This is a genomic window from Nocardia sp. NPDC059228 (genome assembly GCF_042754245.1).
Taxonomy (GTDB): domain Bacteria; phylum Actinomycetota; class Actinomycetes; order Mycobacteriales; family Mycobacteriaceae; genus Nocardia.
On sequence record NZ_JBHZAL010000065.1, the window covers coordinates 1 to 18,193 of the forward strand.

Genomic DNA, 18,193 nt, shown 5'->3' on the forward strand with positions numbered 1-18,193 from the left:
CTTTGGCTCTCGTGCGCTTTTTTTTTTAATCACCCCACCCCCCCGGTGCGGGGCCCCCCAACCCTCCCCCCCCCCGCCTCCCGCCGGGGGCGGCCCCCCCCCCCCCCCCCGCCCCGAGCTCTCGGGTGATCATGGGCTTGACCCTCACACCGTGTGAGGTCCTAAACCTGGAGGGGTCATGTTCAGTATCGGAGACTTCGCCAGGTTCGGATCGGTGTCGGTGCGAATGCTGCGCCACTACGACGAGATCGGACTGCTGCCGCCGTCCGAGGTGGATCCGTGCAGCGGCTATCGGTTCTATTCGGCCGAACAGCTCGCACGGCTCAACCGGATCGTCGCGTTGAAGGAACTCGGCTTCACCCTGAATCAGGTGGCCGAGCTCCTCGACGGGAAGCTGTCCGCGGAGCGGTTGCACGGCATGCTGCAACTGCGTCGCGCGCAGCTGGCCAATCAGGTGGCCGCGGACACCGCACGGCTCGCGAGCGTCGAGGCGAGGCTCCTGCGCATCCAGAAGGAGGGCGTCATGCCCGAGCAGGAAATCATCGTGAAACCGCTGTCCGCCACGCTCGTCGCCGAAATGAGCGAGGTCGCGGCCGAATCCGGGGAGGCCGCGGTCGGGCCCATCATCGAGCGGATCTACGCCCGGCTCGGGAAACTGATCCCGGAGGCCGGCCTGACCATCACCGGCGCGCCCGTCGTGTATTACGAAGAGCTCGAAGAAGGTTTGCGCGTGCACGTCGCGCATCAGGTCGCGGGGACCGCCGCGCCGGGCAGCAGCCTCGACCTGCACCTGCTGCCGGAGATTCCGCAGGCCGCGACCCTGGTGCATCGCGGGAAGCTGGCCGAACTGTGCGTGTCCTTCGAGGCCATGGGGCGCTGGGCCGACGAGAACCGTTACGCCCCCAATGCTCCCATCCGCGAGGTCTACCTCAACGCGCCCGAGGACCCGACCTCGGACGGGTGGGTCGTGGAACTGCAAATGCCGGTCGCCCCTGCCGTGTGAACGCCTCGGGCCCGACCGGCATCCGGTCTCCTCTCGACTACGCGCTGCCCCAGGACTGCAGCAGGTAGGTGATGTTCGACATGATCGAGGTCACCACATCGGCGAAATTCAAAGCCGCGGAACCCAGATCGACGCTGCCGCCACCATCGATATTTCCCATCACGTTCCTCCAGAGTTGCTGATCATTTGCCCAATCCACGGTATGGGGCGTTCGACCCGGGCGTGAACATCGCAACCGGACCCGGATCCGTGGGGGCACGGGCCGGTGTCGGCACCCGAAAATGGCTGGCACTGGCCGGTAGTGGCAGCGAGCCGAACTCGCACTCCCCGAAAAACACTGCGGCGCACAGCTGTTGCTGTGCGCCGCGGGGAAAGCCGGTGGCTAGTCCGGTCCGTTGCCCTGGCCCGCGGACGGCGGCGGGATCCGCACCACGCGGTCGTCGTACTGGTTGGGATTGCCGTCGGGTTTGTTCACGGTGCCGACCCAGATATTGCCGTCGCCGCCCAGCGTCGCACCGTCGAGGCGGCCGTACTTGTCCTGGGCCAGCAGCGAAGGCGCCGCGGTGACGGCGTGGGTGTTCTTGTCGGCCGTGGCGAGAGCCAGGGCCCGCTGGTTGGTCAGCGAGATCGCGACCCCGTCCGAGGCGGCGGCACAGCCCGCCACGCCGGGGTGATCGGGCCAGGTCCAAGCCTTCACCGCGACGCCGTCGGGGCCGACCCGCTGCAGTCGATCCTCGGTGGCGGTGCGGTCGGTGATCCAGATGGAATCCTTGCCGTCCGAGCACACCCCGCCCGCCACGCCGATACCGGTCACCACCACATCGGCGGAGGCGCCGGGCGCGGGGGAGTTGATGCTGAGCAGCTTGCCTGCCATCGAGTTGGTGTCGGCCGCCAGCGACGGGTTGCCGGCGTCACCGGTGAGCACCAGCATGCGGTTCTGCGCGGCGAAATCGATGGACCCGCGATTGCCGTTGACCCCCTTCGGGATTCCGGTCAGGATCGGCTTGGGCGCGCCACCGTCGGTGGAGATGCGCACCACCCGGTTGTCGCCCCCGGTGGTCACGTACGCGTAGATCAGCCCGTCCTCGGTGAAGGTGGGCGACAGCGCCAGGCCGGTGAGACCCCCGTCGCCGGCCGGATCCACATCCAGCCGCGCGACCTCGATGGGCGCGGGCGGCTCGCCCTCGTCGGTGGCGACCACCTTCAGGATGCGTCCCGTGGTGCGTTCGGCCACCAGCGCGCTCCCGCCGTCCGGCAGCGCGACCAGGCCGGCGGTGGTGTCCAGGCACGAGACCACCACTGCCAGATCGGGATCCACGCACGGCAGGTCGGGGCGTTTGGCATTGGTCGGCGGCACCTTCGGCGTGGTGGTGCTGGGCTCGGCGTCCTGCCAGGTCGGCTCCGTGGTGAACGGGCTCGAGGCACGATCATCGAAGCGGGCGCAGCCGGACAGCAGCACGGCGCCGAGCGTCACGCCCAGCACAACTCTCCGCGCACCCACCCCGGCACGGCCTGCGGCAACCAAACTCATGGTTGAGACGTTACGGAAAACCTGCCGTCCACGCTCGGACGGGGTGTCCCTTCCTTCGCCGTGGCGCGAATCGGACGGTGGACACGCCCGTGTTCTGCTGTGTGCCGAGCGGTTCTGGCTAATAGTGTGGCCCGCGTGACAGACAAGCCGAACGAGCCGTCCGCCGTGGCGGGCGACCTACCGCCCGCTGCTCCGCGACCGGCCGGTGAACCGGTCCGGAGCCCCTTCGATTCGCCGACCGAACAGTTCGCCACCCCGTCCGGCGTCCAAACCACCGAGAAGCTACCCCGCACCGACGAGGAACTGGGTCTCGACCCCGAGGTCCCGCTCTACAACCAGGTCAAGAGCGCCATCCCCGGTGCGGCCGACGGCACCATCACCGAGCCGTCCCCGACCTACTCCTTCGCCAGCATCCCGCCGGCACCGCCCAGCCCCGCCGACAGCAACGGCCGCGTCCGCCGCCGCGACGACCGCCGCGGCACGCTGGACCTCGGACTGCTGTTGCTGCGCTTGGTCATCGGCGGCACCTTCATCTACCACGGCCTGCAGAAGGCCGCGGGCTGGTTCCACGGCCCCGGCTACGACGGCATCAGGACCGCCATGGAGAACGGCGGCTGGAAGCACGTGGACCTCGCCGCCCCCCTCCTCATCGCCGGCGAACTCGGCGGCGGCATCATGGTCGCCCTCGGCGTGGCGACCCCCCTGGCCGCCGGCGCCCTGCTCGCCATCATCCTCGACGCCTGGATGTGGAAGCAGTCCATGGTCCCCGGCTTCCAATACTCCGCCAAGGGCAACTCGGTAGAACTCGAATCCATCCTGATAGCCCTCGCCGCCATCCTCATCCTCACCGGCCCCGGCCGCCTCTCCCTCGACCGCAACCGAGGCTGGGCCACCAGACCCCTCTGGGGCTCCCTAGCCGCCATCGCCGCCGCCCTGGCCGCCGCCATCCTCGCCTACACCTACCTCCACGGCGGCAACCCCCTATCCGGCATCACCTTCAACTAACCCCCGACACCCCGAACCACCAAGCGGCCGTACCGATCCCAACAGATCGATACGGCCGCTTCGTCGTACAGTCCGTGTGAGAACCCTCGAACGGTGTGCCCGCGCAGGAACTCCTCGTGCACAGCATGAGACGTGGTAAATCCCGTGCGCTTCACCAGCGTGGGCGAGACCCTGCATCCTCCGGCTGCGCGGGAGGCTCCGCGAGACGTTCAGGTGTGATCTGGAAGATCCCGCGAGCCCCTTCGAGGGTGTGGGCTTGCCCCACAAATCTCCTACCCGGGGGTGCGGGACTGGCGCCCGCAAGTCCTTCCACGGGATATGGAGTTGGCGCCCGGCCGGTCTCCCCAGGGGGGTGGGGGCTGGCGCCCGGCCGGTCTCCCCAGGGGGGTGGGGGCTGGCGCCCGGCCAGTCTCCCCAGGGGGTGTGGGGCTGGTGCCCGGCCAGTCTTCCCAGGGGGTGTGGGGGCTGGCGCCCACAAATTCTTCTCTGGGGGTGTATGGGCTTGCCCCCGCAATCCTCTCTCTGGGGGTGCGGGGGCATGCCCCCGAAATCCTCTCCCAGGGGTGTGGGGGGCTTGCCCCCCACCACCTTTCACCACTGACGCGTGGTCCAGGATTCCCATTCCTGGAAGGTCTCCTGGTGGAGCTGGAGGACCCGGCCGGACTTCATGTCGATCTCCTGGTGCAGCGTCGCCCGGTGCTGGTTGATGCGCATCTGCTCGTCCGGCGTCGCCATGAACTCGGCGTGGTCGAGTTCCCGCACCTCGGCGGCCAGCTCCTCGGCCTCGGCGAGCAACGCTTTCGCTTCGGCATTGCGGGCGTCCGACCGCTGGAGCATGGCCGTGTACTCGGCAAGCATGGAGTCGGCCTTGCCGATGTATTCGATTGTCATTCCCTTGCTTTCTTGATTACGGCACGCGCCGGACGGCACCCTTGTCGGCGGAGGTGGCGAGCGCGGCGTAGGCACGCAGCGCGGTCGTCACCGGGCGCTCGCGGTTCACGGGCTGCCAAGGCCGTTCGGACGCTTCCATTTTCACGCGGCGCTCCGCGAGAACGTCTTCGGGGACCAGCAATTCGAGCGCGCGGGTGTGCACGTCGATGCGGATGCGGTCACCGTTCTCGATGAGGCCGATGGACCCGCCGCTGGCCGCCTCCGGGGAGATGTGGCCGATGGACAGGCCCGAGGTGCCGCCGGAGAAGCGGCCGTCGGTGATGAGCGCGCAGACCTTGCCCAGGCCGACGCCCTTCAGGAACGAGGTGGGGTGCAGCATCTCCTGCATGCCCGGGCCGCCGGAGGGACCCTCGTAGCGGACCACGACCACGTCGCCGGGCTTGATCTCCTTGCCCAGGATCTTCGAGACCGCCTCCTCCTGGGATTCGACCACCACGGCCGGGCCCTCGAAGGTGAACAGATCCTCGTCGATACCGGCGGTCTTCAGGATCGCGCCGTCCGGGGCGATATTGCCGCGCAGCACGCACAGCCCGCCCTCGACGGTGTAGGCGTGCTCCTTGTCGCGGATGCAGCCGCCCTCGGCGTCGGTGTCGAGCGAGGACCAGCGGTTCTCGGTGGAGAACGGCACGGTGGTGCGCACCCCGCCGGGCGCGGCGTGGAACAGCTCGACGGCTTCGTCGGAAGCCTTGCCGGAGCGGATGTCCCAGGTGTCGAGCCACTCGTCGAAGGACGCGGTGTGCACCGTGGTCACGTCGGTCTCGAGCAGGTCGGCGCGGCGCAGCTCGCCCAGGATGGCCGGGATGCCACCGGCGCGGTGCACGTCCTCCATGTGGTAGTCGGAGTTCGGCGACACCTTGGACAGACAGGGTACGCGCCGCGAGATCTCGTCGATGGTCTGCAGATCGAACTCGATCTCACCCTCCTGCGCGGCGGCGAGGGTGTGCAGCACGGTGTTGGTGGAACCGCCCATGGCCACGTCGAGCGCCATGGCATTGCGGAAGGCCTTGGCATTGGCCACGTTCCGCGGCAGCACCGAGGCGTCGTCGTCGCGGTACCAGCGGGTGGCGATATCGACGATGACGCGGCCGGCCTTCTCGAACAGCGCCCGGCGTGCGGCGTGGGTGGCCAGCGTGGAGCCGTTGCCCGGCAGCGCCAGGCCCAGCGCCTCGGTGAGGCAGTTCATGGAGTTGGCGGTGAACATGCCCGAGCAGGAGCCGCAGGTCGGGCAGGCGGAGCGCTCGACCTCGGTGAGCCCGTCCTCGGTGACGTTCGGCGAGGCGCTGGCGGAGATGGCGGTGATCAGGTCGGTCGGGGCCTGGGCCACGCCGCCGACGACCACGGCCTTACCGGCCTCCATCGGACCGCCGGAGACGAACACGGCCGGGATGTTGAGCCGCATGGCGGCGTTCAGCATGCCGGGAGTGATCTTGTCGCAGTTGGAGATACACACGAGCGCGTCCGCGGTGTGCGCGTTGGCCATGTATTCCACGGAGTCCGCGATGATCTCGCGCGAGGGCAGCGAGTACAGCATGCCCCCGTGACCCATGGCGATGCCGTCGTCCACGGCAATGGTGTGGAATTCGCGCGGCACGCCGCCGGCCGCCCGGACCGCCTCGGCCACGATCTCGCCGACGTCCTTCAGGTGCACGTGGCCGGGGACGAACTGGGTGTAGGAGTTCGCGATGGCGACGATCGGCTTCCCGAAGTCGGAGTCGGTGAGACCGGTCGCGCGCCAGAGGGCGCGTGCGCCCGCGGCATTACGGCCGGCGGTGGTGGTGCGTGAGCGAAGCGGTGGCATTGGTCAGGTCCTCGGGTCGTGTCGCAGTGGGCTGTTGAGCGACTGTCCAGAAATACGTCTCGCGACGTTCTCCGGCGGGCCTCAACGTTACTCCCGCGCCATGACCTCGATCACCGCCGGTAAGAACTCCGCACCCCCGAAACGCTTACGACTTGCCGGAATCGGCCTCGCGCTCGGTGGATTCGGCCGTCGGCTCGGTGGTTTCGGCCGCGCGCTCCGTGGTTTCGGACACAGCGTCGGCGGATTCGGACACCGCCTCGGTGGTTTCGGCCGCGGTGTCGCCGGCTTCGTCCTCATCCTCCTCGGGCTCCACGAACGGATCCGGGATGCGCCCACCCGAGGCATCGACGAGATCCGCGAGCCGGTTGTATCCCACCGCGGGCAGCGTCACATCGGAGTCGTCGGCCAGATGCAGCTGCAGGTACCCCCGCTTGGGGATGCGCAGCCCACGCACGTCGGCCCAATCGATGTGCCGCCCACCGAACAGGGTGCGCGTGTCGACGCCATTGTCCGAGACGGTTGTCCGGGTCCGCTCGATCCACACCACCACGGCGGCCGGGATGGCGAACAGGATCCACAGCACCTGCGGCCACCCGAAGAACGCGAACGCCACGCAGAACAGCAGGATGAACACGCCGAGGTGAGCGAGCCGGGGGATACGGATCACGCGACCCGCGTCGGATTCGGACTCGGGCGTGTGGGACGATCGAGCAGGTGGCACGGACTGATGCTGTGAGGACACACCCCCATCCTTGCATCACGGTGAACGGACCCGATCAACCGCACTGTCTCACATAATGAGACCCAATAGGTCAGCTGTTTGACTGGACGACCCACGCGCGCATACCGTCGAGCGCGTGAATCGAACCGAGTTGCTCGTAATCGGCCGGCGCGTCCAGCGCTGAGCCGACGACTGTAGGTCATTTACGTCAGCTCGCAGCTGCGACGCGCCACCCTCGAACAGCCACTGGCTGTCGGGGGCTTTTTTGTGTTCAGGCAAGTCCATGGACTGGAACGACAAGCAGTTAGGAACCAAGACGGTGAGCGCACCTACCGCCCGGCCCGGGCCCTCGGCCCGCAGGCCCGCGCCTTCGGCCACTCAGCCGACCTCCTCGGCTGGCCGAGAGTCAGCTTCTGCTCCGGCCTCGAACCGCCGCCAGGTCCCGCCCGAGCGGGTCACCGGCGCGCAGTCGGTCGTCCGTTCCCTCGAGGAGCTCGGCGTCGACACGGTATTCGGCATTCCGGGCGGTGCGATTCTTCCCGTCTACGACCCGCTGTTCGATTCCACCAAGGTCCGCCACGTGCTGGTCCGCCACGAGCAGGGCGCGGGTCACGCCGCGACCGGCTACGCGCAGGCGACCGGCAAGGTGGGTGTGTGCATGGCCACGTCCGGTCCGGGCGCGACCAACCTGGTCACCCCGATCGCGGACGCGCAGATGGACTCGGTGCCGCTGGTGGCCATCACCGGTCAGGTCGGCCGTTCGCTGATCGGCACCGACGCCTTCCAGGAAGCCGACATCTCCGGCATCACCATGGCGTGCACCAAGCACAACTTCCTGGTCACCGACCCGATCGACATCCCGCGGATGATCGCCGAGGCGTTCCACCTGGCCTCCACCGGCCGCCCGGGCGCGGTGCTGGTCGACATCCCGAAGGATGTGCTGCAGGCGCAGACCACCTTCTCCTGGCCGCCGGAGATGAAGCTGCCCGGCTACCGTCCGGTCACCAAGCCGCACGGCAAGCAGGTGCGCGAGGCCGCCCGGATGATCATGGACGCCAAGGCCCCGGTGCTGTACGTCGGCGGCGGTGTGATCAAGGCCGACGCCAACGAGGAACTGCTGGAACTGGCCGAGCTGACCGGCATTCCGGTGGTCACCACCCTGATGGCGCGCGGCGCGTTCCCCGACACCCACACCCTGAACATGGGCATGCCGGGTATGCACGGCACCGTGGGAGCCGTTGCGGCACTGCAGCGTTCGGACCTGCTGATCACCCTGGGCGCGCGATTCGACGACCGCGTCACCGGCCAGCTGGACTCGTTCGCGCCGAATGCCAAGGTGATCCACGCCGACATCGACCCGGCCGAGATCGGCAAGAACCGCCACGCGGACGTGCCGATCGTGGGCGACTGCCGCGAGGTCATCGCCGAGCTGATCGAGACCCTCAAGGCCGATCCGGCCGCCGCGGGCAAGGCTCCGCTGCTGGATCTGACCGAGTGGTGGCACTACCTGAGCGGTGTCCGCGACAGCTACCCGCTGGGCTGGAAGACCCCGTCCGACGGTTCGCTGTCGCCGGAGTTCGTGATCGAGAAGCTGGGCCAGATGGCCGGTCCCGACGCCATCTACTGTGCCGGCGTCGGCCAGCACCAGATGTGGGCCGCGCAGTTCATCAAGTACGAGAAGCCGCGCACCTGGCTGAACTCCGGTGGTCTGGGCACCATGGGTTACGCCGTGCCGGCCGCCATGGGCGCCAAGATGGGCATGCCGGACCGCGAGGTCTGGGCCATCGACGGTGACGGCTGCTTCCAGATGACCAATCAGGAGCTGGCCACCTGCGCCGTCGAGGGCGTGCCGATCAAGGTCGCGCTGATCAACAACGGCAACCTGGGCATGGTCCGGCAGTGGCAGACCCTGTTCTACGAGCAGCGCTACTCCAACACCGACCTGGGCACCCACACCCTGCGCATCCCCGACTTCGTGAAGCTGGCGGAGGCGCTGGGCTGCCACGGCATTCGCGTGGAGAAGGAAGAGGACGTGGAGGCCGCGATCCGCGAGGCGCAGTCGATCAACGACCGGCCCGTGGTGATCGACTTCATCGTCGGCAAGGACGCACAGGTGTGGCCGATGGTCGCCGCCGGCACCTCCAACGACGAGATCATGGCCGCGCGCGGCATCCGCCCGCTGTTCGACGACGACGAGTCGGCGTCCGAGCCCGCCGTGATCCACGAGGCGATGTCACACGAGAAGGCTTCGCTGGCCGCCCACGAGCGTGCCTCCCAGAAGGGGACCGAGGAATGACGACCACCCACACCCTGTCCGTGCTGGTGGAGGACAAGCCGGGCGTGCTGGCCCGCGTGGCCAGCCTGTTCTCCCGGCGTGGTTTCAATATCCAGTCGCTCGCGGTGGGCGGCACCGAGATCCCGGAGATCTCGCGCATGACCATCGTCGTCACGGTGGAGGATCTGCCGCTGGAGCAGGTCACCAAGCAGTTGAACAAGCTGGTCAACGTCATCAAGATCGTCGAGCAGGACACGGACAGCTCCGTGGCCCGCGAACTGATCCTGGTGAAGGTGCGCGCCGACGCCAGTGTGCGCACCCAGGTGATCGAGGCCGTGAACCTGTTCCGCGCGAAGGTGATCGACGTGTCGCCCGACGCGCTGACCATCGAGGCCACCGGCACCCGCTCCAAGCTCGACGCGCTGCTGCGCATGATGGAGCCCTACGGGATCCGTGAGATCGTGCAGTCCGGAGTCGTCGCGGTGGGTCGTGGACCCAAGTCGATCACCGCGACTCGCTAGTAACCGGCCGCCGCGGCGGCCATCCGCCCGCCATCCCGGCATGCTTTCGGCCGGGATCCACCACGCTTAATCACAGAATCCAAGAAGGAGCACCCAAAGTGGCAGTCGAGATGTTCTACGACGACGATGCCGATCTGTCGATCATCCAGGGCAAGAAGGTCGCGGTCATCGGCTACGGCAGCCAGGGCCACGCCCACTCGCTGAGCCTGCGCGACTCCGGCGTCGACGTGCGCATCGGCCTCAAGGAGGGCTCGAAGTCCCGTGCCAAGGCCGAAGAGGCCGGCCTGACCGTCGGCACCCCGGCCGAGGTCGCCGAGTGGGCCGACGTGATCATGGTCCTCGCGCCCGACACCGCGCAGGCCTCGATCTTCACCAACGACATCGAGCCGCACCTGAAGGACGGCGACGCGCTGTTCTTCGGCCACGGCCTCAACATCCACTTCGGTCTGATCAAGGCTCCGGCCAACGTCACCGTCGGCATGGTCGCCCCGAAGGGCCCGGGCCACCTGGTGCGTCGTCAGTTCGTCGACGGCAAGGGCGTTCCGGCCCTGATCGCCATCGACCAGGACCCGACCGGCACCGGCCAGGCGCTGGCGCTGTCCTACGCCAAGGGCATCGGCGGCACCCGCGCCGGCGTCATCAAGACCACCTTCAAGGAAGAGACCGAGACCGACCTCTTCGGTGAGCAGGCTGTGCTCTGCGGTGGCACCGAGGAACTGGTCAAGACCGGTTTCGAGGTCATGGTCGAGGCCGGCTACGCGCCGGAGATGGCCTACTTCGAGGTTCTGCACGAGCTCAAGCTGATCGTCGACCTGATGTACGAGGGCGGTATCGCCCGCATGAACTACTCGGTCTCCGACACCGCCGAGTTCGGTGGCTACCTGTCGGGCCCGCGCGTCATCGACGCCGGCACCAAGGAGCGCATGAAGGCGATCCTGACCGATATCCAGGACGGCACCTTCGTCAAGCGCCTGGTCGCCAACGTCGAGGGCGGCAACAAGGAGCTCGAGGCCCTGCGCAAGGCCAACGCCGAGCACCCCATCGAGGTCACCGGCGCCAAGCTCCGCGGCCTGATGAGCTGGGTCGACCGCCCGATCACCGAAACCGCCTAAGGGTTTCGCGACTGCGACCCGCCGGACCCAGTGCCCGGCGGGTCGTTTCATGTCACCAGGTCGTTGGCATACTGCGGACTACGATATCGATGTCCTCGATATTCATTGGCTTGATCTGAGAGGTGCCGGTGACCGTATCGCCCGCAGATGAGAGCCGCTATCTGACGGCCGAGGAGTTTCTCGCCGCCGAACCGGATGCGTTCGGCGAAACCGCCGGTGATATCGAGATCGTGGACGGTCGACTGGTCAGACTGATGTCCCAGAGCGGCGCACACAGCCGAGTGGTGCGTCGACTGGCATCTTTGATCGAAGCCGCGCGCCACCCGTCAGGACCGTGCCTCGTGGTGGATTCCGATGTCGCGGTTCGACTTCCGGACTCCGAAGATCAGCGTGCCGACCGTCGGCTGAATGTCCGATACCCCGACATCATGGTTCGTGACTGCGAGCCATACGACGTCAACACCGTGCGAGACCACATTCAGCTCGTGATCGAGGTGGCCTCGAAGGAAACCGTCGATACGGATATCGGTATCAAACGGGTCCTCTACGCACGCGCGAGAATTCCCGTCTATCTCATCGTGCATTTCGACAAGAGCTGGGAGATCATCGACCGCATCGAGGAATACCGTCTGGACTGGTCGGGTCTGAGGTACGAACCGCATCACGTCCACCGAACCGGCTTGGTTCTCGATTCCCCGGTCACACTTGCGGTCACGTTCGAGAGCCTGCAAGCGCCGTGACGGCCTGAGGGTTCCGGGATTTCAGCCGCGAAGGCCCGCCAGGCTTTCTCCTGGCAGGCCTTCGCTGTTCACGCGTGAGGGGGATCGCGCGAGGTGTGGTCGTGTCTCGGGTTACCAGCTGCCGAAGCTATCCGGCAGCGCGTTGCGCCACCAGCCGTTGCCGCGGTTGGGCCACCAGCCCGGGTTGCAGTCGTCGCGGTCGCGGTTCCAGTCGTCACGGTCGTGGCGGTGGCGCCAATCGTCGCGATCCCACCAGCCATCCTGGTGGTGCGGCCACGCCACATCGCTGGGCGCGTTGTCCAGCGGAACGTCCGCGGAGGCCGGAATGGTCACTGCCGCAAGGGGAACCAGGGCGATCGCACCGGCGACAGCCACACGGGCTGTGATCCGGCGTAGAGATGTCGACTTCATGGTCAGCAACTGTGCCCGACTTGTGTCCTTTTGTGAATCCGAATCCCTGTGAATTCAGGGCCGAATGGTCCTCATGTATGACAGGGGACCCTGAGCGACCCTGAAACCCATTGCACAGCAATGGCCCCGCAGGAATTCTCCCGCAGGGCCGTTCGCAAGTGCGACTCGATTCGACTCTGTGGGTGTCGAACCGACTGCCGCAGAGTCAGTAGTGCGTGCCGCCGTCGATCCGAATCTCGGTGCCGGTGATGAACGCACCATCATCCGACGCCAGCATGGCGACCACGCCCGCCACGGTATCCGGCGACGCGAAGCCCTGCCCGATTCCCGGCGCAAGCTTCATGAACAGGCTCAGATCGGCATCCGCCGGCAGCCCCGGGCCTCGCCCGGAGGTCATGTCACTCGAAATCGACCCCGGCGCAACGGCAACCACGCGCAGACCCTGCTTGGAGTACTCCGCGGCGAGCGCGTGCGTCATGGACATGATGCCGCCCTTGGACGCGGCATACGCGGACATGTACGGGTGCGCGAAAAACGCGGACGTCGACGTGAAGTTGACGATCACGCCCTTGTCCGAGGCGAGCAGCTGCGGCAGCGCCTCCCGAATCATCAGGAACGTACCGGTCAGGTTGATGGCAATGATCTTGTTGAAATCAGCCAGCGGCATCTCGTGCGTATGCGCCGACCGCAGAATCCCCGCCGCATTGATCAGCGCATCGATCCCACCCAGCGCCTCGACCGCAGCAGCAACTCCGGCCTTCACCGACTGCTCATCAGCGATATCCAGCACCAGCGTGGTGAGCCGATCCCCATTCCCGTTCTCCGCCGCCTGCTTGGCGGTCTCCGCCAGCCCGGCCTCGTTCACGTCCGCCCCGACAACCTGCCCACCCTCGGCCAGGATCCGATGCACGGTAGCCCGCCCAATCCCCGACCCCGCCCCGGTGATCACTACTCGACGGCCGTCAAAACGCTCCATTGCGGTTCTCCTTACGTAGGTTCTCAGCCTCTCCTGTCACGCTACGCCTACATGGCACGTCATGCCATCGTGGCATCCCGTCAACTAGGATTGTCCCAACGAGCCCGCCCAAAGGAGGTGAAAAATGTCCGCCCAACCCCGCCCCACCCTCGCCGAACGCCGCAAACAAGAAACCCGCATGGACATAGCCCGAACCGCAGCCCGCCTCTTCGCGGAACACGGCACCTCCGAGGTCACGGCAGACCAAATAGCCGCCGAATCCGGCGTAGCCCTCCGCACCTTCTACCGCTACTCACGCACGAAGGAAGAAGCCGTCGAGCCCATGCTCGCCGCGGGAGCCCAACGCTGGTTGGCCGACATCGCCGCAGGCCCCCACCGCCTCCCCACTTCGCAGGAATTCGAAGCCGCCGCCGTCCGCTCCCTCACCCTCGGCGATAGCCTCGAAGATCTGGAGATCACCCGAGGCCTCCTCCAAGCTATGGAAACCGACCCCGCCCTCCGCGCCATCTGGCACCGCATCAACCTGGAGAGTGAACGTGACCTCAACGCCATCCTCCTGAAACTGGCTGGCCCACAGTCGGATCCATTCCGACTCCGTCTCACCGCTGCGGCCGCCGCCGGCGCAATCCGTGTGGCCCTTGAGCTTTGGGCCGTCGAGAACGGCCCGGCGAAAGGCCAGGGCTCGCCGGCCCACCTGGTCGTTCGGTGCATGCGGCAACTACACGTTGCCGAATAGCCCTGATCTCTAACGTCCCTAAATCAGACTGGACTGTTTGCCAGCTGCATTTTGTGAAGCTACGTTGGGTCACATGGTTCGCAGTCCGGCATGGACCCGGGACGAGTTGATCCTGGCCTGCGATTTGGTTGTGCAGAATGGCTGGCGCGAGTTGCGTCAGGACGATCGGCGAGTAGCCGAATTGTCGAACCTCCTGCGCTCCCTGCCGATTCACCCAACGAGCATCCGACCGGACAGCTTCCGCAACCTCAACAGCGTGTCTCGCAAGACAACCGACATCGCCACCAGCCGCCCGGGCCACGCCGGCAAACCGACCCGAGGTGGCAAGCTCGACAAAGTTGTCTTGCAAGACTTCATCGATTCGCCGACCGAGATGCACTCCGCAGCTCGAGCGATTCGGGAAGCAGCTGTCGCGGGCAGATTCGATGAAGCTGTGGCCGCGGAAGCAAATGCGCTCGACGATGACGATTCAGGTCGAGAAGGCAGGCTCATCACGGCACTTCGCACCCGTCGCGAGCGAGATCCGAAACTACGTCGAACGAAGATCGACGAGTTCCTACGTCACCACAACCGTGTGTTCTGTGAGGTTTGCAAGTTCGACTTCGAAGCGGTCTACGGTGCGCGCGGCAAAGGGTACATCGAATGTCACCACCTAATACCCCTCCATGTGTCGGGTGAGACCGATACCCGGACTGTCGATCTGATATTGGTGTGCGCGAACTGCCACCGGATGATCCATCAGCCTCCGAGCTGGATCCACCCGGATGAGTTGCGTGCCTTGATCACGGCTCATCGTCCTTGACCGCGAAAGCTGCCCCAGTCGAACGGGCCAATCTTGCCGGATAGGAGCCATCAGACCCTGGATCGAGGCGCCCGAATAACATGAATCGAAGGTTTTTCGAGGTGAGCGGTCATGCACCGCCGACTAGCATGATCTGGATCCTGAGCTAACTGGCGCGCTCAAACTCTTCGAAACGGATGGCCAAGCGATCGGCGGACGGGCGTTCTTGGCGTTTTGCCGGGATGAGGAGCGATCGGCCGTGCATCTCTTGAAGGCCATGGCGAAGCATCGGTCCATCGACCTCTTCCAACAGCGCACGATTGATTCGGATCTCACCGTCGGCGGTTATTCCGAGGAAGTTCTCGTCGTACGCTGCGTGGTGGATCTTGCAGAGGCTCAGCCCGTTATCGACGGTTGGGGTGCCATTGGGCTTCCCGTCTGCGATGATGTGGGCGGCATCGAGAAGTTTTGCGTGCTTGAGATGGCAGACGGCGCAGCGGCATTCGTAAGCGCGAAGGACTCGGCTTCGGAACTCGGGTTGGTGTAGTCGCTGTTTGGTCACTCGTTCGACGTATTCGCGTTCCAGGGGCTGGAGTGCGAGCGGGTTGTCGACCAGGCGGAGGCTGTCATCTAGCGCGATCAGAAACTGTCGGTTCTGTTGGTCGTCGGCGACGACGTATACCCGCGGCACCGGAACGAAGACGCCGTCGGCGATCTTCCGGAGTAGTAGGAGCGGTAGGTCGAGGTCCAGAGCAGCCCGGAGCTTCTTGTTGTCGCCGTTCACGCTGCCTTCGCGGTACGCGTAGGCGAAGAGGGAGTCCTGTAGTTCTTCATCCGCATACTTGCCCTTGGGATCGGACAGGATCGACAGGGTGGCCAGCATGTCCTTTGGGTTGCGAATGCCGCGGTTGCGGTCGATGAGGCGGTGAGTCGCACCGTTCAGAGTGAAGTCCCACAGTTGTTCGCGGGTAACGACTCCGGTGTCTCCGACCAATTCCTCCAGGTGTCGGAAGATCTCCTCGCGGAGGATGGCCTCGGCATCCCTGTCCATGGAGGAAGTCTGGCATGGACCGCAGTCGAAAAGTTGATCTTCAATGGATACGTTTCAGTGCGCTGTGTCTGCTGAGCTTGCTGAGATGCTGGCCAAGGCCTTCGGGCCGTGGTGGAGGATCGCCGCGAGAGTGGTTGCGTCCAGGCAGATCTCGAACTCTCGGTGGGTGTCGCCGAGGACGAGGGTGACGCGGTGGTCTTGGGGGTTGGGGACGAAACGGACTGGGCAGTCGGCAGTGGTGATTACCCAGGCTCCGATGGTGAGTTGGTCGAACATGGTGGGCTCCTCGGCGTTGGTGTGGGTCATGTAGAAAGTGCATCACTCGAGTGGGTGGATGGTTACCCTGAACTGGGTAAACCAGTGGCTTCTCGTCGAAAGCCCTGGACCGCTGGCAGTTTGGGCGTCCGTGTCACCCAGTACGGGTGCATGTTGATGAGGAAGCGCGTCATGTCGGAGACTGGCTCGACCTTGCCGAGGCGGCAGCTTGGGCGGTATTTGCGGGAGGCGCGGAGCGCGCTGGGGATGTCACAGGATCGGGTGGCGAAGGCTGCGGATGTCAGTACGTCGGTGTTGCAGCGGTTGGAGAGCGGGATACCCACGCGGCTGAAAGTTCGAGATCTGCAGGCGATTTGCGATGTTCTGGAGCTGTCCGGCGATACCGCGGAGGCCATGGTTGGGCTGCTTCGTCAGGCGGCGGAGACCAGCTGGTGGTATGAGTACGGAAGCGTGATACCGGCGAACTTCGATGTATATGTCGGGCTCGAGACCGCGGCTCGGAAGTTGACGACCTACCAGCCGGCCCTCGTTCCTGGGCTGCTGCAGATCCCCGAGTACGCTCGCGCGCTCATTCGAGCTGTGAAACCTGAAGAGACGGCCGCGGACCATGAGCGTCGAGTCGAGTTGCGGACGCGGCGGCAGGCAACGGTATCTCGGAGGTATCAGCCTCTGTCGCTGGACGTTGTCCTCCACGAGGCGGCGCTGCGGTGCAATGTGGGGGTCCAATGGTGATGGCCGCTCAGCTGAGGCATCTCGCCGAGATCGGCAAATTGCCGAACGTCTCGGTTCGAGTGCTGTCGTTCGAGGCAGGAGCCCCGGTCGGTGATCTCGTGGGGCAGTTCGCGATTCTCGAGTTCGACGAAGATACCGGGGGCGAACGCGTCTGGCCTCCCGTGGTGTATCTGGAGACCTTCATCGGGTGTATGTACCTGGAGAAGGACGCCGACGTGCGGCGGTACTATCGGGTTCTCGATAGCCTTCAGCGGGCAGCGCTGGACGAGGCGGTCAGTCGTAACCTGCTGCGGCAGGTGGCAAAGGAGTTTTCAGCGTGACTGACCTATCCGCAGCCGAATGGTTCAAGAGCAGCTACAGCGGCGACAAGGCCGACTGTGTCGAGACAGCACATCTGCGAGACGGTTCGGTGGGGGTTCGCGATTCGAAGAACGCCAGCGGTCCCTCGCTGATCTTCACGCCGGAGCAGTGGGACGCGTTTGTTGCAGGTGTCGTGCGCGGAAAGCTGACTTCGAAACAGGCTTAGGTCGACTTCCAGGATTTGGCGCGCCGGGCGCGTTAGCGTGGGCTATGGCTGCTGATCAGGATCCGCCCGTTGTCCCTGGTGTTCGTCGGAGCTTTGTTGAGGCTCGGGGTGTTCGATTTCATGTGACGGAGGCGGGGGAGGGTGTGCCTGTGCTGGCGTTGCATGGGTGGCCGCAGCATCACTACACGTATCGGGATCTGTTGGCGGATGCGCCGGCGGGGATGCGGATCATTGCGCCGGATCTGCCGGGGTATGGGTGGTCGGGGGCGGCGCCGCATCGGTGGGCGAAGGACGACGTGGCCAGTGATCTGCTGGCGTTGATGGATGCGTTGGGGTTGGACGAGAAGGTCTTGTTGGTGGGGCATGACTGGGGTGGGTGGGTTGGGTTTCGGATGATTCTCAGGGAGCCCGAGCGGTTTCGGGGGTATCTGGTGTGCAATATGGCGCATCCTTGGTCGCCGCCGGGGGTGGTGGCTCGGCAGGCTTGGCGGATGTTGGCGTATCAGCCGCTGATGGCGAGTGTGGGGGTGCCGCTGCAGCAGCGGACACGGTTCCTGGAGTGGCTGATCGGGGCGGCCGCCAAGGGGGAGAACCGGTTTGATCGGGAGACAATCGAGATTTTTGCGGAGCGGTTCCGGGATCCGGTGGTGGCACGGTCCGCGCGGGATACGTATCGGACGTTTCTGTTGAAGGAGGTGCCGGCGGCGGTTCGGAATCCGGAGCACAGGCGGGCTACCGTGCCGGTGCGGGCGTTGTTCGGGAAAGACGATGCGGCGGTGCACTATTCGCTGGCTGCGGCGGAGACGGCGCGGGCGGATGACTACACGCTCGAAATGGTGGAGGGGTGCGGGCATTTCATCGTCGATGAGCGGCCCGAGCTGGTGCGGGCGAGGCTGATCGAGTTGGCGGGTGAGACCGCGTAGGTGATGTTGACTGGGCCCCGGTTGCAGGTCCACCGGTTATGCGAGTTGGATTTGTTGCTCGAACTCGGTCGGTGACCATTGCTGACGGAATGCGTTGGGGCTGAGGAAACCGAGCGATCCGTGT

At 65.8% G+C, this 18,193-nt stretch carries 19 protein-coding genes and 1 pseudogene; 11 read left to right on the top strand and 9 right to left on the bottom strand.

What is annotated here, in order from left to right; all coding sequences use genetic code 11:
* Positions 1-178: 178 nt before the first annotated feature.
* Positions 179-1,003, top strand: a complete 825-nt coding sequence (locus ACFXKA_RS41375; protein ID WP_379431664.1) for a MerR family transcriptional regulator — start codon at positions 179-181, stop codon at positions 1,001-1,003.
* A 37-nt stretch (positions 1,004-1,040) separates the two neighbouring features.
* Here the strand turns inward: ACFXKA_RS41375 and ACFXKA_RS41380 are convergent, their stop codons facing one another.
* Entirely contained in the window at positions 1,041-1,163 is a 123-nt protein-coding gene (locus ACFXKA_RS41380; RefSeq protein ID WP_379431665.1) for a hypothetical protein, read from the bottom strand.
* Between the two features lie 222 nt (positions 1,164-1,385).
* Entirely contained in the window at positions 1,386-2,534 is a 1,149-nt protein-coding gene (locus tag ACFXKA_RS41385; RefSeq protein ID WP_354837958.1) for a PQQ-dependent sugar dehydrogenase, read from the bottom strand.
* Positions 2,535-2,669: 135 nt separating this feature from the next.
* Between ACFXKA_RS41385 and ACFXKA_RS41390 the strand changes: the two genes are divergently transcribed.
* Positions 2,670-3,539, top strand: a complete 870-nt coding sequence (locus ACFXKA_RS41390; RefSeq protein WP_354837956.1) for a DoxX family protein — start codon at positions 2,670-2,672, stop codon at positions 3,537-3,539.
* A gap of 591 nt (positions 3,540-4,130) precedes the next feature.
* Here the strand turns inward: ACFXKA_RS41390 and ACFXKA_RS41395 are convergent.
* The 3 genes from ACFXKA_RS41395 to ACFXKA_RS41405 form a co-directional block, all read right to left on the bottom strand.
* Complete coding sequence (locus tag ACFXKA_RS41395; protein WP_379431666.1) at positions 4,131-4,430, bottom strand: hypothetical protein; 300 nt, start codon at positions 4,428-4,430, stop codon at positions 4,131-4,133.
* Positions 4,431-4,446: 16 nt separating this feature from the next.
* Entirely contained in the window at positions 4,447-6,288 is a 1,842-nt protein-coding gene (gene ilvD, locus ACFXKA_RS41400) for a dihydroxy-acid dehydratase (RefSeq protein WP_379431667.1), read from the bottom strand.
* 145 nt (positions 6,289-6,433) lie between these two features.
* Positions 6,434-7,030, bottom strand: a complete 597-nt coding sequence (locus ACFXKA_RS41405) for a PH domain-containing protein (protein WP_379431669.1) — start codon at positions 7,028-7,030, stop codon at positions 6,434-6,436.
* A gap of 298 nt (positions 7,031-7,328) precedes the next feature.
* On the opposite strand from ACFXKA_RS41405, the gene ACFXKA_RS41410 reads away from it, so the two are divergent.
* The 4 genes from ACFXKA_RS41410 (at position 7,329) to ACFXKA_RS41425 (ending at position 11,657) form a co-directional block, all read left to right on the top strand.
* The gene (locus ACFXKA_RS41410) at positions 7,329-9,305 is read left to right on the top strand and encodes an acetolactate synthase large subunit (RefSeq protein WP_354837948.1); all 1,977 of its coding nucleotides are present in this window, start codon (positions 7,329-7,331) and stop codon (positions 9,303-9,305) included.
* Positions 9,302-9,805: an acetolactate synthase small subunit gene (gene ilvN / locus ACFXKA_RS41415; protein ID WP_040860049.1), complete on the top strand. Its 504-nt coding sequence runs from the start codon at positions 9,302-9,304 to the stop codon at positions 9,803-9,805. The genes ACFXKA_RS41410 and ilvN overlap by 4 nt, the downstream gene beginning before the upstream one ends.
* A 110-nt stretch (positions 9,806-9,915) precedes the next feature.
* Positions 9,916-10,917 (top strand): ketol-acid reductoisomerase, encoded by a 1,002-nt coding sequence (gene ilvC / locus ACFXKA_RS41420; RefSeq protein ID WP_354837986.1) that lies wholly within the window; start codon positions 9,916-9,918, stop codon positions 10,915-10,917.
* Between the two features lie 128 nt (positions 10,918-11,045).
* Positions 11,046-11,657, top strand: coding sequence for a Uma2 family endonuclease (locus tag ACFXKA_RS41425; RefSeq protein ID WP_379431670.1), 612 nt, complete (start codon positions 11,046-11,048; stop codon positions 11,655-11,657).
* A 111-nt stretch (positions 11,658-11,768) separates the two neighbouring features.
* On the opposite strand, the gene ACFXKA_RS41430 is transcribed toward ACFXKA_RS41425, so the two are convergent.
* Together ACFXKA_RS41430 and ACFXKA_RS41435 are read right to left on the bottom strand one after the other, a co-directional pair.
* Entirely contained in the window at positions 11,769-12,068 is a 300-nt protein-coding gene (locus tag ACFXKA_RS41430; RefSeq protein ID WP_364613516.1) for a hypothetical protein, read from the bottom strand.
* A gap of 205 nt (positions 12,069-12,273) precedes the next feature.
* On the bottom strand, positions 12,274-13,044 hold the full coding sequence (locus ACFXKA_RS41435; protein ID WP_379431671.1) for an SDR family NAD(P)-dependent oxidoreductase: 771 nt from the start codon (positions 13,042-13,044) through the stop codon (positions 12,274-12,276).
* 124 nt (positions 13,045-13,168) lie between these two features.
* On the opposite strand from ACFXKA_RS41435, the gene ACFXKA_RS41440 reads away from it, so the two are divergent.
* Together ACFXKA_RS41440 and ACFXKA_RS41445 are read left to right on the top strand one after the other, a co-directional pair.
* Complete coding sequence (locus tag ACFXKA_RS41440) at positions 13,169-13,780, top strand: TetR/AcrR family transcriptional regulator (protein WP_379431672.1); 612 nt, start codon at positions 13,169-13,171, stop codon at positions 13,778-13,780.
* Between the two features lie 73 nt (positions 13,781-13,853).
* The gene (locus ACFXKA_RS41445; protein WP_379431673.1) at positions 13,854-14,582 is read left to right on the top strand and encodes an HNH endonuclease; all 729 of its coding nucleotides are present in this window, start codon (positions 13,854-13,856) and stop codon (positions 14,580-14,582) included.
* A 145-nt stretch (positions 14,583-14,727) separates the two neighbouring features.
* Here ACFXKA_RS41445 and ACFXKA_RS41450 read toward each other — a convergent pair whose 3' ends face one another.
* Both ACFXKA_RS41450 and ACFXKA_RS41455 read right to left on the bottom strand, forming a co-directional pair.
* The gene (locus ACFXKA_RS41450; RefSeq protein WP_379431674.1) at positions 14,728-15,612 is read right to left on the bottom strand and encodes an HNH endonuclease; all 885 of its coding nucleotides are present in this window, start codon (positions 15,610-15,612) and stop codon (positions 14,728-14,730) included.
* 54 nt (positions 15,613-15,666) lie between these two features.
* The gene (locus ACFXKA_RS41455) at positions 15,667-15,918 is read right to left on the bottom strand and encodes a hypothetical protein (protein WP_379431675.1); all 252 of its coding nucleotides are present in this window, start codon (positions 15,916-15,918) and stop codon (positions 15,667-15,669) included.
* A 216-nt stretch (positions 15,919-16,134) separates the two neighbouring features.
* Here ACFXKA_RS41455 and ACFXKA_RS41460 point away from each other — a divergent pair.
* The 3 genes and pseudogenes from ACFXKA_RS41460 to ACFXKA_RS41470 all read left to right on the top strand — a co-directional run bounded on the left by ACFXKA_RS41460 (position 16,135) and on the right by ACFXKA_RS41470 (position 18,069).
* Positions 16,135-16,940, top strand: a pseudogene (locus ACFXKA_RS41460) (helix-turn-helix domain-containing protein).
* Positions 16,937-17,146, top strand: a complete 210-nt coding sequence (locus ACFXKA_RS41465) for a DUF397 domain-containing protein (protein WP_379431676.1) — start codon at positions 16,937-16,939, stop codon at positions 17,144-17,146. Before ACFXKA_RS41460 ends, ACFXKA_RS41465 begins: the two are co-directional and overlap by 4 nt.
* Before the next feature lie 44 nt (positions 17,147-17,190).
* Positions 17,191-18,069 (top strand): alpha/beta fold hydrolase, encoded by an 879-nt coding sequence (locus ACFXKA_RS41470; RefSeq protein WP_379431677.1) that lies wholly within the window; start codon positions 17,191-17,193, stop codon positions 18,067-18,069.
* Positions 18,070-18,193: the final 124 nt, after the last annotated feature.

Coding starts and splice junctions, on each gene's coding strand:
- ACFXKA_RS41375 (WP_379431664.1), top strand. CDS start 179: ATGTTCAGTATCGGAGACTTCGCCAGGTTCGGATCGGTGTCGGTGCGA.
- ACFXKA_RS41380 (WP_379431665.1), bottom strand. CDS start 1,163: ATGGGAAATATCGATGGTGGCGGCAGCGTCGATCTGGGTTCCGCGGCT.
- ACFXKA_RS41385 (WP_354837958.1), bottom strand. CDS start 2,534: ATGAGTTTGGTTGCCGCAGGCCGTGCCGGGGTGGGTGCGCGGAGAGTT.
- ACFXKA_RS41395 (WP_379431666.1), bottom strand. CDS start 4,430: ATGACAATCGAATACATCGGCAAGGCCGACTCCATGCTTGCCGAGTAC.
- ilvD (WP_379431667.1), bottom strand. CDS start 6,288: ATGCCACCGCTTCGCTCACGCACCACCACCGCCGGCCGTAATGCCGCG.
- ilvN (WP_040860049.1), top strand. CDS start 9,302: ATGACGACCACCCACACCCTGTCCGTGCTGGTGGAGGACAAGCCGGGC.
- ilvC (WP_354837986.1), top strand. CDS start 9,916: ATGTTCTACGACGACGATGCCGATCTGTCGATCATCCAGGGCAAGAAG.
- ACFXKA_RS41430 (WP_364613516.1), bottom strand. CDS start 12,068: ATGAAGTCGACATCTCTACGCCGGATCACAGCCCGTGTGGCTGTCGCC.
- ACFXKA_RS41435 (WP_379431671.1), bottom strand. CDS start 13,044: ATGGAGCGTTTTGACGGCCGTCGAGTAGTGATCACCGGGGCGGGGTCG.
- ACFXKA_RS41440 (WP_379431672.1), top strand. CDS start 13,169: ATGTCCGCCCAACCCCGCCCCACCCTCGCCGAACGCCGCAAACAAGAA.
- ACFXKA_RS41445 (WP_379431673.1), top strand. CDS start 13,854: ATGGTTCGCAGTCCGGCATGGACCCGGGACGAGTTGATCCTGGCCTGC.
- ACFXKA_RS41450 (WP_379431674.1), bottom strand. CDS start 15,612: ATGGACAGGGATGCCGAGGCCATCCTCCGCGAGGAGATCTTCCGACAC.
- ACFXKA_RS41455 (WP_379431675.1), bottom strand. CDS start 15,918: ATGACCCACACCAACGCCGAGGAGCCCACCATGTTCGACCAACTCACC.
- ACFXKA_RS41470 (WP_379431677.1), top strand. CDS start 17,191: ATGGCTGCTGATCAGGATCCGCCCGTTGTCCCTGGTGTTCGTCGGAGC.